This window comes from Desulfomonilaceae bacterium (assembly GCA_041662605.1).
Taxonomy (GTDB): Bacteria; Desulfobacterota; Desulfomonilia; order Desulfomonilales; family Desulfomonilaceae; genus CAJBEZ01.
This window is the reverse complement of record JBAZSD010000046.1, coordinates 1-15,604: the sequence shown is the minus strand read 5'-3', so window position 1 is coordinate 15,604 and position 15,604 is coordinate 1. Positions and strand designations below refer to the sequence as shown.

The window sequence follows — 15,604 nt, the reverse complement described above, 5'->3', positions numbered from 1 at the left end:
TCCAACCTCCAAAAAACAAACGGCCTTAGATCTGTCTCCTCCAGAAAAGAGCCGCATCTCAGATCATTGACCAAGAGGTAGATTCATATTACCAGGTAACTCGGCCGCGAATAACTGAGGGGTTACGGATATAGTTTTTTGTATATTTCCAGATTGGCCTTTGATATAGATAATTTGGGGCATCTTACAATCAACTGGCTACCTTTTCCGCTAGTGGGGCTCAAGCCATGTCAGATCATGACAAAACCATCGAGCAACTTATCGATGAATTAAATAAGATGCGTCTCCAGATGGATGAGTGGAAGGCTGCTCAAAAGTTGTTGAGTGAAAAGGAATCACTATATCGTAAGATAGTTGACAAGGCTGGTGAAGCCATTTTAGTAATTCAGGACGGACGGATCAAGTTTGTAAACCAGACTGCTTCAGAGCTGACCGGATATTCAACAGATGAAGGTTTGGCTTCCCAGGCCATTGAAGCCTTTGTTCACCCGGATGACAGGGACATGGTTAACCAATATCACGTTCGACGACTTCAGGGTGATAATACCCCCTTTCGGTATGATTACAGATTTTTGTGCAGGGATGGGACCGTGAAGTGGGCGGAGATGAATTCTTCCTTGATAATGTGGGAAGGAAAACCTGCTGGTTTGTGCCTTGTCTCTGACATTACCGAGCGTAAGCAGGCGGAAGACGCTTTGCGGGAAAGTGAGATAGTCCACAGGACCTTGTGTAAAAATATTCCCGGAATTGTTTACAGAGTTTTACTTTCTGAGCCGGTTACAATGAATTTTTTTAACCCTACGATTGAACCCATTACAGGATTTACAGAAACCGAACTGACAATGGGGGATGTCTGTTCGATCGACCCGCTGATTCTGGAGGAAGATAAAGCCAGAGTGGTGGAGTTGGTCAAACAAGCTATAGCTGAAGACAGACCATTCGATGTAGAATATCGAATTAGACACAAAAGTGGCTCAATCAGGCATCTTCGAGAATATGGCCGGCCTATTAAAAGCCTTGCTGGGGAGCGCTTTTACATAGATGGAGTGATTTTTGACGATACCGAGCGTAAGCTGGCGGTCGAGGCTTTAGCACGTAGCGAGGAGACTTTTAGGCTAATTGTTGAGGGGGCTCCGGAGGCTGTGCTTGTCCAGACCGGTGGTATTCTTGCCTACGTGAACGCGCCTGCGCTGAAACTATTCGGTGCAAACTCGCCGAGCGACCTTATTGGTAAACCTGTCATGGACCGTTTTCATCCCAGTTTTCATGAGACAATAAAGGAGCGCATTCGACTGCTGAACGTCGAGAAAAAAGAGGTGATGCCATTGGAGGAGATCTGGCTGCGAATGGACGGCTCTGTAATCAATGTAGACGTTTCCGCTGTCCCAATAAATTTTCGCGGACAAGATGGGGCCTTGGTATTTGCTCGTGCCCTAACCGAGCGCAAGCGGATCGAGCAAGAAAATCAGGTTCTTCAGGCTCAGCTTCTTCAGGCCCAAAAGATGGAAGCCCTTGGCACTCTGGTCGGAGGCATAGCCCACGACTTCAACAACATGCTCCAAACGATCATTGGCTATTCCGAACTCCTATTGATAAACAAGAAAACCGACCAACCTAACTACAAGGACATTGAAACCATAATTCAAACAGGTAAAGAAGGGGCGGACCTTGTAAAGAAGCTGCTGGCGTTTGGCAGACAGGCCCCGATATTTCCCATCGACCTGGATCTGAACCATCAGATCACGGAACTGATCCCTCTAATTTCTCGAACTCTGCCACGGGTTGTGCAAATTGACGTCGATTTAACCGACGAGCCGGTGACGATTCATGCGGACCCGAACCAAATCTCTCAAACCGTTATGAATCTCGCCATCAATGCCTCTGATTCCATGGCTAATGGTGGACATTTGAAGATCGGAACTACGAACGTCTGGTTAGACGATGAGTATTGCCGGACCCATCACGGAGTCAAACCAGGAAACTATTTGATGCTGTCAATTTCTGACACCGGTTGCGGAATGGATGAGAAAACCCTTGCACGAATTTTTGAACCTTTCTTTTCCACAAAACAAAGAGGCGCAGCAAGAGGAACCGGGCTCGGTCTTTCAGCGGTACAGGGCATATTGGAACAGCAAGGCGCTTATATAACGTGTGAAAGTCAACCGGGAATTGGTTCCGAATTCAGGATTTATTTCCCTGCTATAGGCTCAGGGCCTACGATTCAGCAAAAGAAATCTCAGTTATCTCAAACAGCCGGAGCGGAGACAATACTGGTGGTAGACGACGCCCCAGCGATAGTTGAACTCGCTCGGCGGGTTCTCATAAACGCTGGTTACTCCGTCATTACAGCCACCAATGGAAGAGAAGCTCTTGAAATCTATAGAACCAGGGGAAGGGAGATCTCTCTAGTCATTTTGGACCTTCTCATGCCTGAAATGTCCGGCAAAGACTGTTTGATGGAACTGGTCAAGATTGATCCCCAAGTGAAAGTACTTGTAGCAACCGGCTTTTCCCCAGGCGATGATCTTCACAGAGAGATTAATCCACTTGTAAGAGGTTTTGTGCAAAAGCCATATGGGATGGCTGAACTAGTGAACCAGGCGCGTTCCGTGTTGGATGCCAAGCGTGAACGTCCCTGAACTCATCGTCCCCCCAAAGTGAGGTCCAGATGCTGGAAGATCGTCTAAAAATCATGTTGATAGAGGACAATCGCGTCGACGCCCGTCTCATTAAAGAGATGTGCCTGGATTGTGAGTCCGTTGACCTGGATATCCAGGTTGAATCCCGTCTGGCGTCGGGATTAGCCCGTCTTGGAACAGGCGGCGTCACAGGGGTTCTTCTAGATCTGAATTTGCCCGATAGTCAGGGTATTGAAACGTTGATCCGCGTTGAATCTGAGTTTCCTGAAATTCCAATTATCGTGCTTACCGGCCAGGAAGATGAAGCTGTAGCCGTTGAGGCTGTAAAACACGGGGCGCAGGATTACCTGTTCAAGGGCATGGTAGACGGAAACCTGTTGGTTAGATCCTTACGTTACGCCATAGAACGCAAACGAATAAAGGTAGACCTTATCAAAGCAAGGGACGAGTTGGAGAGACGGGTTGAGGAACGCACGTCGGAACTGCTAACGACGAATGAGCGACTCAAGAAGGAATTCGCTGAGCGCAACCAGGCAGAAGAGGCGCTGAGACAGAGTGAACTGAGGCTGAACCTGGCATTGAACGGAGCGGGCCTCGGGTCGTGGGACTACAACCTTGAGACAGGCGAGGCCATTTACGACCGGCGTTTGGCCAAAATACTCGGATTTACACTGGATGAAGTTCCGTCACATCTCCTTTGGTTGGAGAATCTCACTCATCCAGACGACTGGTCTCGAGGTGTGGAGATGTTTAATGAGCACCTGGAAGGACGCACACCTTTATATGAGGCCGAATTTCGACTTAGGCCCAGGTTGGGCGACTGGAAGTGGGTTTTGGCCCGTGGTTCAGTCGTAGAGAGGGATAAAGACGGCAAACCGTTGCGGGTAGCCGGAACTTATCTTGATATTACCGAACGGAAGACGGCTGAGGATGCCTTGCGTGTCAGTGAAGAACGTTTCCGGGCAATATTTGACGGCGCCCAGGACATGATTTTCATGATGGATCGTAGTCTTAAATACACGCAAGCGAACCCCGCGATGGCCAAACTTCTAGGACTTGACGTGTCCGAAATCATTGGACGCAAGCCCCAGGACATCTATGGCGAAAAAATCGCTCGACAGCTTCGACTGCTGGATCTCCGCGTACTCGGAGGAGAGTCCATCGAAAGAGAACACACTGCCCGGATTAAGGGTGTCTCGTTGACCCTGAATACGATCCTCAGACCTCTTCACAACGCCGAGGGAGAAATTATCGGCGTATTCGGGATTTCTCGTGATGTGACGGAGCGCGCGAAGGCATTTCCAAGCCCAAAAGCATCTTTTGAAAGCTACCCCTCGGAGGCCATGAGGGCGACCATGCGCGAGGCCCTCTCGGCAGCCGCCAGTGACGGCACGGTTCTGCTTCAGGGGGAGAGCGGGAGCGGGAAAGACTATTTGGCGCGCTGGATCCACGACCATTCGAAGCGGGCGCTAGGTCCTTACTTTTCGCTGAATTGCGCTGCCATATCAAGGGAATTGGCGGAATCAGAGCTTTTCGGACATGAGCGTGGCGCATTTTCAGGAGCGCATGGCCGTAAACGAGGACTTCTTGAGTTGGCGGAAGGAGGTACCCTCCTGTTAAACGAAATAGGGGAACTTCCAATCTCGTTGCAGTCCAAGCTTCTTACGTTTCTGGACACAAGGTCATTCCTTCGTGTCGGTGGTGAAAAACCCATTAATGTGAATGCTCGGATCATTTCGGCTACCAACCGGAGCCTCGATAAGGAGGTTGAGGAAGGCCGATTCCTATCCGCCCTTTTCTATAGAATTAACGTTTTTGGGATAACCGTGCCACCCCTTCGTGACAGGATCGAAGACATCCCCGTACTCCTGGAAGAGATCATGTCGAGGCTGGCTGCGGAACTTCAACTAACTCATCTCCCGTATGTCGATCCGGCCTTCGCAATTGCGCTTACGAGGTATGACTGGCCCGGCAATGTCCGGGAGTTCCGGAACGTGCTCGAGCGCTCATTGATGCTATCCGACGGGCATAGCTTAAGCTTGACACTCCCTTCTGTTAAAGCAAGTTCTGAGGACTGGTCTCACGTGTCGAGTTTTCCGGTACACGAAGCCACGCTTCATGATGTGACCGATGAGGTGATCAAATCCCTGATTTTGGAGGCGCTCCGACGTTGCGAAGGCAATAGAAGATCCGCAGCCCGGATGCTTGGTATAGCCCGAGATTCTCTGTATCGTCACATGAAGCGTTTTGGGATCATGAGCGAAAACCGCACCGCAGATGAGGATGATTGACCTACATTAAGACACCAGGCTAATTTGTAACCTCCTGATAAGACACACGTTACTAATTTTATGGTATGTTGTTCAGGCATATTTGTCTCGTTTCGCTTCTCCTGTCGAATCTCCGTAACTCACACCAAATTCTGTCTCTATATCTAAGCGCCTAATTAGCCTACGGTTTTCAAGAAGATGGTTCTGTTTGGAACAGTTGGCACGAAATGTGCTTCCTGTATGGCAAGGGTTATACTATCTCCGTTACCATAATCTGAAACGTTTTTTGAGCTGTCTGGACCAAGCTTAGCGCCTGCCGCCATGTCCGAAGGTATCAATAAGGACGAGCAGCGCTGGAGAGAGCAAGCGTTTCACTACGTTAGAAGCGGCGCTTGGCGCCGATAACACAATGAAGACTAAAAACAACATCCTCGGCTGTCTTTTGTTAGTTGTGACCATCGCCATGACACCGGGTACTGTTCGATCTCAGGACTTGTCGATACCTTTTGATGACAGGGCTTTTCAGCTTATCGAGCAGATACAGGACCTGGAATTGATGGGGCGTGACATACAAAGGCGCTATGAGGCGGAGAAACGAACAGCGACTCTAGCCTCTTTGTCGCGACAATCATTGACACATTCTATGCAATTGAATGGCGAACTAATCAATCGAGTCCTCAGTCATCTAGCCGGCTCTCCTGAATATGAAAGGTTTGTCAAGGTGTACCGGGGACTTATTCGGCCCCCTGGTTATACACACATCTGTACGGCAAATCTGTTGGCTGAATACATGAGTTTAATGGAATCTGCGCGGACAAGATTATCGACTCAATTGAAAGACCGCCTAAAAAATTTAGCAAATGAAAGTTCCGCTCAGTCTTACGCTAAGAGCGAATTCGCTGAATCCGACTTCATGAACATTGTCGTTCCCCAATACCCTGGTAGCGCAAAAGGGGGTCAAAGCGAAGGAAGAGGCCAAGCATTAATTGAAGAAGCACGGACGCTCAAACTGGCCACGGAAAAATAAAAGACCTTACAAATTACCGGCCCCAGCCGATTTTAGCCAGAACTGCTTGGAATTGGCGGGAAAATAAGGATTTGATATGCGATTGGCGAGAAGAGCTTCAACAATGGCAAAGCGGCCACATAATTTTGGTTAAAATGTAAGGAGGTTAAACAACCATGGCAGAATCAGTTAAAAAAACGCTTTATGTGATGCGGCCCCCCAATGGCCCCGTGTTCCTTGTGTATGACAAAGAGTTGGCTGAATTGTTATTATCAAAAGTAAACGCCAAGTTTAACCAGGAAATTAAGCTGGAAATACATGAAAGGAAAGAAACGGACCACAGAAGAACGTCCGACTGAAGCTGAAGTGAAACCATAGAAAGAACAGTGCACATTCTGTGTCTAGGTGATCGCTAAAGATAGGTAGGTCTATAAGTAGTATCTTAGGACGCGGCTGACAAACCCCCGCGGAGCCGTTTCCGTAGGAGTTTATAGGCCTACTCACCGTTGTGTGAATGACGGAAAATTTTCCAAGGAGGGAATTTGTGAGAAAGATTAATTTTCTAACGAGTGGAAGGGTTTGGGTTACTATCTTGGCCTTTGGAATTGCCGTTTTAGTAGTAGGCGGTTCGGCCATGGCGCAAAGAGGGTCGAAGGCTATGGAAGACGATTTGGCTAAGCGCAATGCCACTATGATGGACGCGTCGAAAAAAATAATGGAGGGCGCCAACATGATGCGGGAAGCGATGAAAATGATTCAGGAGAAAAAAGATGTAGCCAAAGGCAATCAGATGATGTCTGACGCCGACAAGATGATGAAGCAGGGCGAAGAGATGATGGCTAAGACTCAGGAAATGGTTATGAAAGATGGCGCCATGATGGAAAAGATGAAAAAAAAGATGGAGGCCCGTAGACAAATGATGGAAGGCTCAAAGATGATGCAAGGCGGAATGATGATGAAGAAAGGGCAAGAAATGCCGCCTGAGGGACAAAAACAGATTATCGAAGGGCATAAGCATGTTGAAGAAGGAGCCCAAAAGATGAAAGAAGAACAGCCGTCTGAAAAACTAAAGTAAAATACATTAATGCGAATTCGCGTTTCAGTGAGTAACTTGCCGGGGCCTGTCACCGACGCCAACACCGAACAAAAAAGAGAAACAAAAATAAGGCAATAGAACATGAAAAACCAAAAGAATACGAACATCGTTCGCCTTTTAAGCCTTGCATTGGCCCTGGCCATCTGGTCCCCAGTCCAAGCGCTATCCGCCGGGCCTGGGGAAGGGAAGATGATGGGGGGCAATATGATGAACCAAACTGACGGATGGATGGGTGGATGGGCGGGCGGAGGGATGTGGGTATGGACGGTGGTCGGCATCCTGGTGATAGTCCTGCTAGTCGTTGTTATCAGCAGGCTGATCAAAAAGTAATTCAGCGCTCGGCGTTGCAATGAAGTCAACTGTCAACCATGAAGGGACACCTATGCTGGTCAAATTATCTACCGACAAAACCGTGAGTGAGGCTGCGGCCGCCTTGCAGGCTGCCGTACAGGCAAATCAATTTGGCGTCATGCAGGTGCACAACCTCAAAGAAACCATGGCCAAGAAGGGCGTGGAGTTCGCCCGCGAATGCCTGATTTTTGAGGTGTGTCAGCCGCAACAGGCCAAGAAAGTTCTCTATCAAAACATGAGCGTCTCCACCGCACTGCCATGCCGGATCTCAGTTTACGAGGAGGGCGGTAAAACCATTCTGGCTACATTGAAGCCAACCGCTCTTCTGGCGATGTTCAACGCCCCGCAACTGGAAAAGGTGGCGCAGGAAGTGGAAGACGTTATTGTTAAAATCATGAAGGAGGCAGCATTAGGCTGATGGGTCTTTCAACTCCCCCGATGGAATAGAAAGGAACGTCAAAGCAAATGACGGATATGCGTTAATGCTTTGGAAACGGCATGGTTTGAGGAAACGATGCGAATAGTACGCAGGACAAAAAGATGCAGATGCAGAATAAAATGTCCTAGCTTCAAATAAAAAAGTAAAACAACTTTAGACCCGATAGTTATGACGTGTTCAGGCTGGCTAGGCCGGCATAGATAAAGAAGAGCAGTAATGGCCTCTCTACAGCCCGCTAACAAGAGCTTCCCGAATAGCCTTTTTGGGAACGCGTGTCTCTTTCGACCGTACGGAGCGCACGATTCACGACGTGACGGATGGGGTAATCAAATCCCGGATTTTAGAAACCCTGCCGGTGCAGCCAAGGCGCCAGAAGATGAGCAGCTCGTACGTTTGGTATAGCCCGGGATTCTTAATATCGTCAGATGAATCGTTTTAGGATTACGAGCGAAAATCGCACCGCAGACCAGGATGATTGACCTATATTAAGACACCACGGGACTTCGCAACCCCTTGATAAAACATACATCAGGAATTTTGTAGTCTGTTTGTCGGGCAGATTTGTCTCGTCTTGCATCTCGTGTCAAATCTTCGTAACTCACACCAAACTCTATCACTATACTTAACCATTTAATTAGCATACGGTTTTCAGAAACATCGTTCTGTTTTGCACAGTTGGCACGAAATGTGCTTCGTGGGTGGCAAGGGTTATACTATCTCCGTTATCATAATCTGAAATGTTTTTTGAGTACTCCGGACCAAGCTTAGCGCCTATCAAGGGTTTGATCGGGAAACCGCGCGAATCTTTAGTTCTGGCATGCGGTTGAGAAGGGAGTGAGGATATGAGATCAATAGCAAACAAATTCGTTAGTCGATCTTTGACGCTCGCCCTGTTCCTATCCCTTGGGTATGCTGCCCTGCCGGTGTCCCCGGTTGCCCAGGGTCCTCCTGAAGTGGTGATCTTTAATCAAGAGTTAAAAGAAGCCACTCGTGTGCTGAAGCAACAGCAGAGGGAAGCTGAGCGGGCCCAGGAGCAGTTAATACTTCAGCGCCGTTTAGCCGGGCGATTTGCGATGTTACAGGTCCAGGCTACTGCGCAGCACGCAATAATAGAGCAGTGGAGGAAGGCGCACGCTAGTGAACCCAACTCCTGGTCATCAATGGAGGCGAGAGGGGGCGTTCATAAGAAGCGCTTCCGCTGATGGTTATGTTTCTGATCAGCGAAACACGGAAAGCCCCGGCGAATTCAAGCCGCAGGAAACAAGGATGAACTATGAACTGGGATCAGATTTGAGGAAATTGGAAGCAACTGCAAGGCAAGTTCAGAGAGAAGTGGGGCAAACTCACAGACAACGATCTAGAAGTCGTTGCCGGGAAGCGGAGAAGGAGCTGGAAGATCATCTAAGCAAATGGTAGCTCCGGCCGACCTCAGTTCCATTTAGTTACAAAAAATAACAGTCCGCCGTCAAATTGCCTTTTTCTGTGCCGGGTTAATGTTTCGATTAATAAAATATGATTCAATCGGAGGTTACCATGAAAGTCAGACGCCTAATAGGACTTTTCACAGCCATAATTTTTGTCCTGTAGCCGTCTTCGCCGCCGGGGATAGCTACTTTGTAATCAAGGACAAAAACGGTATTTGCAAGGTGATCAAAGGCCAAGAAAAAACCCCTGCGACCATAGCAGGTCCATTCAAGACCAAAGAAGAAGCGGTAAAAGCAAAGGAAAAAGAATGCGCTAAGGCATCTAATCAGCCAAGTAAACCTACCAGCCCACCTGGAAGATAGGCGCTGGTTTTCTACCCCCATTCCGGAATTATTTCTCAGGCCCTGGCAGTCTGTGCTAGGACTTTTCTTATATTTGGACCGAATTCTACCGTCGCGCCACGCGTAACCTACAGAGATTGTTCGAACACGGCCATCAGGGACGGGTACTGAGTTCACAGAAGATTTCGGAATTGTCTAGGAAAAAATTCTACGGAGGTTCAATATGGAGTTCTTTGAGGAAGCTGCAGATGAACTCCGGAAAAATGTCTTTTCAGGTCAAGATACCCAGAGTGGCATGCTGGAAAGCATTATGGGCATCCTCAACAGTTCCGAGTCCGGCGGCGCCGAAGGACTGTTAAACATTTTCAACGAGAAGGGGCTTGGCGAGGTAATGTCTTCATGGATTGGCAAAGGAGAAAACCTTCCGATTTCTCCTGAACAAATCCAGCAGGTCCTGGGACGAGATCAAGTTCAAAGGATTGCGGAAAAGCTGGGGGTTTCGCCGGAAGAGGCATCGAGCGGCCTGGCCGAGATGTTACCCCAGATTGTGGACAAACTAACGCCTGAAGGCTGCCTGCCAATCCAGGACCTGCTTCACCAGGGTTTGGGATTGATTGCGGACAAGCTCTTCGGCAAGTGACCTTGGCGAACTTCTCCACCAAGAGTTTGCCGTGAGATAGTCTAACGGTTTTCGTCTCCCATAGCGCCTTGCGTGCCTCGGCATCGGAGCCGCCAGGATTTTAGCTGGGTGTTTGGCGTCGCAAACGGCAGTGGCACGGTGTAAACACTAAAACCGTTTCTTGCTAAGGAGGATTAGATGAAGAAAAAAACGGTCCTACAAATCCTGTTTCTATTGTTTATGGTGGGAAATATTAGCCAGGGGGTATCCCGTGCTGAAAATTTAGAGCTTGAAAATAGATTGAATGATGCGCAGAAAGTCATAACCGAGATGCTCCAGGCTCCAGATGGCGGGATTCCTCATGATTTGCTCAATCGTAGCAAAGCCATAATTATATTTCCGTCAGTTATCAAAGCGGGTATGGGAATAGGTGGGCAATATGGAAAAGGTGTGGTCTTACGTCGTGACCCATCGGACAGGAAATGGGGCTTTCCTGCGTTTGTTACTCTTTATGGTGGGAGTTTCGGTTGGCAAATAGGCGTGCAATCGACCGAATTGGTTCTTTTGGTGATGAGTGACGTTAATCTAAAAAATTTGTTTAAAGACAAGTTTACAATCGGGGTAGACGCTTCGGTGGCAGCAGGTCCTGTTGGCCGACAAGCGTCCGCAGACACCGACATTTCATTATCCGCCGGGATTTTATCATATTCTCGAGCCTCAGGTCTTTTTGCAGGCTTGACCATACAGGGAGGGGTCTTGGAGGCTGATTGGGAGGCCAATGAAGCCTATTATGGTTCACATGTTTCAATTATTGATATATTTTCCCACAAAAAAGGACACCTCTCTCCAGCGGCTAAAAAAGTTATTGAAACTCTGAATAGACACCTGTCAAAATAAAATACCAGGCGTCCGGAAATTTTATCAATATACGTTGAAATGTTGTTCAGCGACAATTACATTTGTGCGTCTTTCACCAAACAGATTCTAAGCGAATTGTTCCTCGACCGCTGTTAGTATCCCCGTTCCAGCCAGCAGGCCCCTTCGGTTCTTTTCCTTCGTGAATCTCCCAAAATTCTCGGTGTAGTAATGCAAAGGCCCCAACAGAGCAACAAGAGCTAATAGAGAACTCTTTTGCCAACTCCTGAAGGAATCAACATCAACATTCGTTTTCAGAAGGGCGTCGGCTGCGATTATAAGTTGTTTGATGCGTTTCATCTGCAATACCTTCTTTCTCCATCAGGATTTTCTCTTACCGCTTAGTAGTGACAGTGAAACACTAAAGATGTTCCTATTATTTATAAAGATGTTATATTAACATATTAATATCTGATATAAATATATTTAGTTTAATACCTGATATAATGGGAATTATATCAGGTATAATGACAGATTGAGGCCGTTAAGCTACCTCAGAATCTTCCAATCTCCAGGACCACTACACGATTTAACCGTTACAGATAGGCATTGGAAGGCTCCGCGATATATGACATAATCGGAAAAAAAGCGTTAAAGCTTATTCTATGATAAAACTGAAGAAAGTGTTTCTAAGGAATCAATCCAAGGTACATTCTCCAGCCCGTTCAGGAGTTATACACAATGAGTAAGAAGGCACATGGTGAAGGGTGCGGCCCATCAGCAGGCGCCAAGCAATGGTTTGACTTCGTGAAGTCACCCAAGGCGCTGCAGATCTTCGAGCGTTATGGGTTCAAACCTTACATCGGCGGAAAGTGATCCGGAATGGGTTTAAACGAAGGGGCATACTGCTCACTTTTCTTCTGATGCCCTAACCGCAGCGGTCGTCGGTCTTATAGTAGCAAAAAGCTATTATCAGTAAGAATTCTTTATATTGAGAGGCAGGAATATGCCGGAGATAACAGAAGATAAAAAATCTGCAAAGATCCGTAGCCGCCGTGTCCACATGGCAAACGAGAGGACATTTCTTGCATGGATAAGGACGAGCATTGGGATCATGGCATTTGGTTTTGTTGTTGAGAAGTTTTCATTGTTCATAAATGAAGTGTCATATGTTTTGGGGAAGTCAAATATTGACAAAATCGCTCTTCCTTCTCACGGATATTCATCAATTTTTGGAATACTCCTAGTGGGCCTTGGCGCCTCAATGGGTGTGCTTGCTTTTATCAGATATAAAGCGCTTGAAAAGCAAATAGATGAAGATATATATCAACCCTCATTGATACTTGACATGCTGCTAACCTCAGCAATTCTTGCAATCGGGCTCTTTCTTGTAATTTATTTAATTCATAGTACTTAGCGGCTATTATCCAGTGGCGTGGTTTGTAGCGCCGAGAATCTAAAGGCAGCGATTGCATGATGACATTATGAGTGTGCCAAAATTATCGGTCTAGAAAAACAGGACACCGGCTTAAACGCATAAGCGGTTTGTTCCAAAACAATCAGAACAAAAGGAACTAGGCCCCTAAAGGGCGTCTCGATGATCCTGATTACGGCCTTCCGACCGCTTCATAACGCCGAGGGTGAGATTATTGGTGTATTTGGGATTTCTCGTGATGTGACCGACCGTGCGAGATCATTGCCTACCACAAAAGCGGCTTTTGAAAGCTACCCCTCGGAGGCCATGAGGGCGACCATGCGGGAGGCTCGCTCGGCCGCTGCTAATGACAGCACAGTTCTACTTCAAGGGGAGAGTGGGAGCGGAAAGGACTATTTGGCGCGTTGGATCCACGACCATTCGAAACGTGCGCTCGGACCCTACTTTTCGCTGAATTGCGCTGCCATATCCAAGGAATTGGCGGAATCAGAGCTTTTCGGACATGAGCGTGGCTCATTCACAGGAGCGGATCGCCGTAAACGGGGACTTCTGGAGTTGGCGGAAGGAGGCGCCCTCCTGCTCAACGAAATAGGAGAGCTTCCATTGTCCTTGCAGTCCAAGCTTCTTACGTTTCTGGACACAAGGTCATTCCTTCGTGTCGGCGCTGAAAAGAGCGTTTCCGTGAATGCCAGGATCATTGCAGCGACGAACAGGAGTCTTGATAAGGAGGTTGAGGAAGGCCGATTCCTGTCCGCGCTTTTCTATAGAATTAACGTTTTCGGGATAAGCTTGCCGCCCCTTCGTGACAGGATCGACGACATTCCTGTACTCTTGAAGGAGATCATGCGGAGACTTGCAGAGGATTTGCATCTAACTCAGCTCCCGTATGTCGATCCCGCGCTCGTAATAGCGCTTGCGAGGTATGATTGGCCCGGCAATGTCAGGGAGTTGCGCAACGCTTTCGAGCGGGCATTGATGCTATCCGACGGGCGGAGCCTCAGCTTGACGCTCCCTTCCGGTAAAGCAAGTCCTCAGGACTGGTCCCATCTTTGCAGTTTTCCGTTGCAAGAACGCACGCTTCATGATGTGACGGATGAGGTGATCAAATCTCTCATTTTGGAGGCCCTGCGACGCTGCGAAGGCAATAGAAGATGCGCTTCCAGGATGCTCGGTATAGCCCGAGATTCTCTGTATCGTCACATGAAGCGTTTTGGGATCACGAGCGAAAACCGTACCGCAGACCAGGCTGATTGACCTACATTAAGACACCAGGTTAATTCCTAACCCCTTGATAAGACATACATCAGGAACTTTGTCGCCCATTGCTAGGACACGTTCTTCTCGTTAAGCCTCTGTCCAGACGCTTCACATCTCATTCCAACACTCCATCACTGTAGCTAACTAGCTAACATCACAGGTTGTATATAAAAGCTGATCTGTTGGTAGCGGTTGGCGCCAAACATGCATACCTATGTGGCAAGGGTTATAAAGAATCACCAATCGATGATCTGAATCGCTTTTTGGATCTGTGGACCAGGTGTAGCAACTGCAGCCGTTTCCCGTAGCGTCACGGTGGGCGCCGGGAACGAGATTAATTCCCGCCCATAACAAATAGAGGGACGGAGGACACTGCAATGAGTATTTTTGGCGTGGGCCTTGGAACCATACTGCTGATTATATTGCTTATATACCTCATCCGGTAATAGGCGCCAATGCAAATAATTGAACACAATAATTTCAATTTGGCTAATTGCCTCTGCCAAATTTCGCATAACAGATTGTAGCCGCGGTTGCCGATGATGGAGTAGCGAAATTTAACAGGGGCAGTTCCCGGAACCTGGAGAGATTAGCAACTCCTATACAAAGAGGAGAAGGAGGAGAAGGAAAAATGATGGAAATTAAAGTACCTATGAGAGTGAGTGAGCTACTGAAAACTACCGTGGAGAATCGTCACAAGGAAAAACTCGGCACGATACACGATTTCATGGTGGGAGCGGATGGGCGTCTAAAATACGCCATCCTGTCTCACGGAGGTTTCCTGGGAATAGGTGACGTGTTGATTCCGATTCCATTTGACGCTCTGATGACGGGCGATGAAAAGGGAACTGTGGTGCTCGACATCGATAAGCAGACCCTGGAAAAAGCTCTCAGCTTTGAGAGTAAGACATGGCCTGACTTCACTGCGGCCGAATGGAATGAAAAAATTGATAGATACTTTGCGGCCTATGCGGCGGGCTCAAGTCAGCCGTAACCGGTGGATCGGGGTGTTTAAGGTTATCAGCGCTCGCTCAGCCGAGATGGCCGCCTCACGGTTGACAAAACGGAACTTAATATCCTTGGTCGAACAGGAACGAGTTGAGCCCCTTGAAAAAGTCTCGATGGGCTGCCACCACGGCTTGGGCAGGGGTCTCGGTCGAGAACCATGGAAATTCCTTTTTTTGTTTAGCTGTTACTAATGGGAACGTGGCTTCATCGCTCTAAGGCCTGTCGAATTATCCCTACCACAGGAAGGAGGAACTCGATGAAAAAATCGACAAACTTTATAACAGTTTTTCTGGCAATCTGTGCGCTCTTCGTAACCCAAGCCCTCGCTGCTGAACAAGAGGTGGGTAAGACCCCCAGCGTCCAGGCTCAAACCGATGAAAAACCTGTGGCGGCCACAGGACAGAGTCAAACAAGCGAAAAAAGCGTCATGGAGCAGGCTGATAGAGTCAGTAAGATACTCGGGAAACAAGTTATAAGTCAGAAGGGAGAGGATCTCGGAAAGATTGAAGATATAATGCTGAGCAAGGAGGGATGCCTCGACTATATAGTTTTGGCTCCCGGAGGTTGGCTTGGGACCGGTGACCGATTGATTCCGATTCCGTGGAAAGCCGTGAAGACAGGCGCTAAAGCGGACACGATGATCGTCAACATGGACAAGGATCAGTTATTAGGGAAAGCTCCCAAGTGACAGGCCGTATTTGACCTGGGCAATGGATGAAATCACACAGCTTGGTTGACAATAAAGGAGGACGAAACATGAACTGGGATCAGATTGAGGGAAATTGGAAGCAACTGCAAGGCAAGTTCAGAGAGAAGTGGGGCAAACTCACGGACAACGATCTGGAAGTCGTTGCCGGGAAGCG

19 protein-coding genes and 1 pseudogene are annotated in these 15,604 nt (G+C 48.0%); 19 read left to right on the top strand and 1 reads right to left on the bottom strand.

Annotation, left to right across the window (positions count from 1 at the left end):
• Positions 1–227 precede the first annotated feature (227 nt).
• The 13 genes and pseudogenes from WC647_19575 to WC647_19515 all read left to right on the top strand — a co-directional run bounded on the left by WC647_19575 (position 228) and on the right by WC647_19515 (position 11,083).
• Positions 228–2,639, top strand: coding sequence for a PAS domain S-box protein (locus WC647_19575; protein ID MFA6224504.1), 2,412 nt, complete (start codon positions 228–230; stop codon positions 2,637–2,639).
• Between the two features lie 29 nt (positions 2,640–2,668).
• The gene (locus WC647_19570; GenBank protein ID MFA6224503.1) at positions 2,669–4,930 is read left to right on the top strand and encodes a sigma 54-interacting transcriptional regulator; all 2,262 of its coding nucleotides are present in this window, start codon (positions 2,669–2,671) and stop codon (positions 4,928–4,930) included.
• A 388-nt stretch (positions 4,931–5,318) separates the two neighbouring features.
• Positions 5,319–5,936, top strand: coding sequence for a hypothetical protein (locus WC647_19565; GenBank protein ID MFA6224502.1), 618 nt, complete (start codon positions 5,319–5,321; stop codon positions 5,934–5,936).
• 155 nt (positions 5,937–6,091) lie between these two features.
• Entirely contained in the window at positions 6,092–6,274 is a 183-nt protein-coding gene (locus tag WC647_19560; GenBank protein MFA6224501.1) for a hypothetical protein, read from the top strand.
• Between the two features lie 185 nt (positions 6,275–6,459).
• On the top strand, positions 6,460–6,990 hold the full coding sequence (locus tag WC647_19555; GenBank protein ID MFA6224500.1) for a hypothetical protein: 531 nt from the start codon (positions 6,460–6,462) through the stop codon (positions 6,988–6,990).
• A 102-nt stretch (positions 6,991–7,092) separates the two neighbouring features.
• Positions 7,093–7,341, top strand: a complete 249-nt coding sequence (locus WC647_19550) for a hypothetical protein (GenBank protein ID MFA6224499.1) — start codon at positions 7,093–7,095, stop codon at positions 7,339–7,341.
• A 19-nt stretch (positions 7,342–7,360) separates the two neighbouring features.
• Positions 7,361–7,780, top strand: a complete 420-nt coding sequence (locus WC647_19545) for a DUF302 domain-containing protein (protein MFA6224498.1) — start codon at positions 7,361–7,363, stop codon at positions 7,778–7,780.
• Between the two features lie 237 nt (positions 7,781–8,017).
• On the top strand, positions 8,018–8,203 hold the full coding sequence (locus WC647_19540; protein ID MFA6224497.1) for a hypothetical protein: 186 nt from the start codon (positions 8,018–8,020) through the stop codon (positions 8,201–8,203).
• A gap of 440 nt (positions 8,204–8,643) precedes the next feature.
• Positions 8,644–9,003, top strand: coding sequence for a hypothetical protein (locus WC647_19535; protein MFA6224496.1), 360 nt, complete (start codon positions 8,644–8,646; stop codon positions 9,001–9,003).
• A gap of 71 nt (positions 9,004–9,074) precedes the next feature.
• Positions 9,075–9,182 (top strand): annotated as a pseudogene (locus tag WC647_19530) (CsbD family protein).
• A gap of 112 nt (positions 9,183–9,294) precedes the next feature.
• Positions 9,295–9,588 carry a hypothetical protein gene (locus WC647_19525; protein MFA6224495.1) on the top strand — a complete coding sequence of 98 codons (294 nt, stop codon included), beginning with the start codon at positions 9,295–9,297 and terminating at the stop codon, positions 9,586–9,588.
• 202 nt (positions 9,589–9,790) lie between these two features.
• A complete protein-coding gene (locus WC647_19520; GenBank protein ID MFA6224494.1) occupies positions 9,791–10,207 on the top strand; it encodes a YidB family protein in 417 nt (138 codons plus the stop codon).
• 177 nt (positions 10,208–10,384) lie between these two features.
• Positions 10,385–11,083 (top strand): lipid-binding SYLF domain-containing protein, encoded by a 699-nt coding sequence (locus tag WC647_19515; protein ID MFA6224493.1) that lies wholly within the window; start codon positions 10,385–10,387, stop codon positions 11,081–11,083.
• Positions 11,084–11,170: 87 nt separating this feature from the next.
• On the opposite strand, the gene WC647_19510 is transcribed toward WC647_19515, so the two are convergent.
• Positions 11,171–11,401: a hypothetical protein gene (locus WC647_19510; protein ID MFA6224492.1), complete on the bottom strand. Its 231-nt coding sequence runs from the start codon at positions 11,399–11,401 to the stop codon at positions 11,171–11,173.
• A 381-nt stretch (positions 11,402–11,782) separates the two neighbouring features.
• Here WC647_19510 and WC647_19505 point away from each other — a divergent pair, with 381 nt between their 5' ends.
• The 6 genes from WC647_19505 to WC647_19480 form a co-directional block, all read left to right on the top strand.
• Positions 11,783–11,917: a hypothetical protein gene (locus WC647_19505; protein MFA6224491.1), complete on the top strand. Its 135-nt coding sequence runs from the start codon at positions 11,783–11,785 to the stop codon at positions 11,915–11,917.
• 130 nt (positions 11,918–12,047) lie between these two features.
• A complete protein-coding gene (locus WC647_19500; protein MFA6224490.1) occupies positions 12,048–12,458 on the top strand; it encodes a DUF202 domain-containing protein in 411 nt (136 codons plus the stop codon).
• Positions 12,459–12,638: 180 nt separating this feature from the next.
• Complete coding sequence (locus tag WC647_19495; GenBank protein ID MFA6224489.1) at positions 12,639–13,730, top strand: sigma 54-interacting transcriptional regulator; 1,092 nt, start codon at positions 12,639–12,641, stop codon at positions 13,728–13,730.
• A gap of 634 nt (positions 13,731–14,364) precedes the next feature.
• Entirely contained in the window at positions 14,365–14,727 is a 363-nt protein-coding gene (locus WC647_19490) for a PRC-barrel domain-containing protein (protein MFA6224488.1), read from the top strand.
• Between the two features lie 270 nt (positions 14,728–14,997).
• Positions 14,998–15,429 (top strand): PRC-barrel domain-containing protein, encoded by a 432-nt coding sequence (locus WC647_19485; GenBank protein ID MFA6224487.1) that lies wholly within the window; start codon positions 14,998–15,000, stop codon positions 15,427–15,429.
• 68 nt (positions 15,430–15,497) lie between these two features.
• Positions 15,498–15,604: CsbD family protein (locus WC647_19480; GenBank protein ID MFA6224486.1), on the top strand; the 107-nt coding region annotated here is incomplete at its 3' end.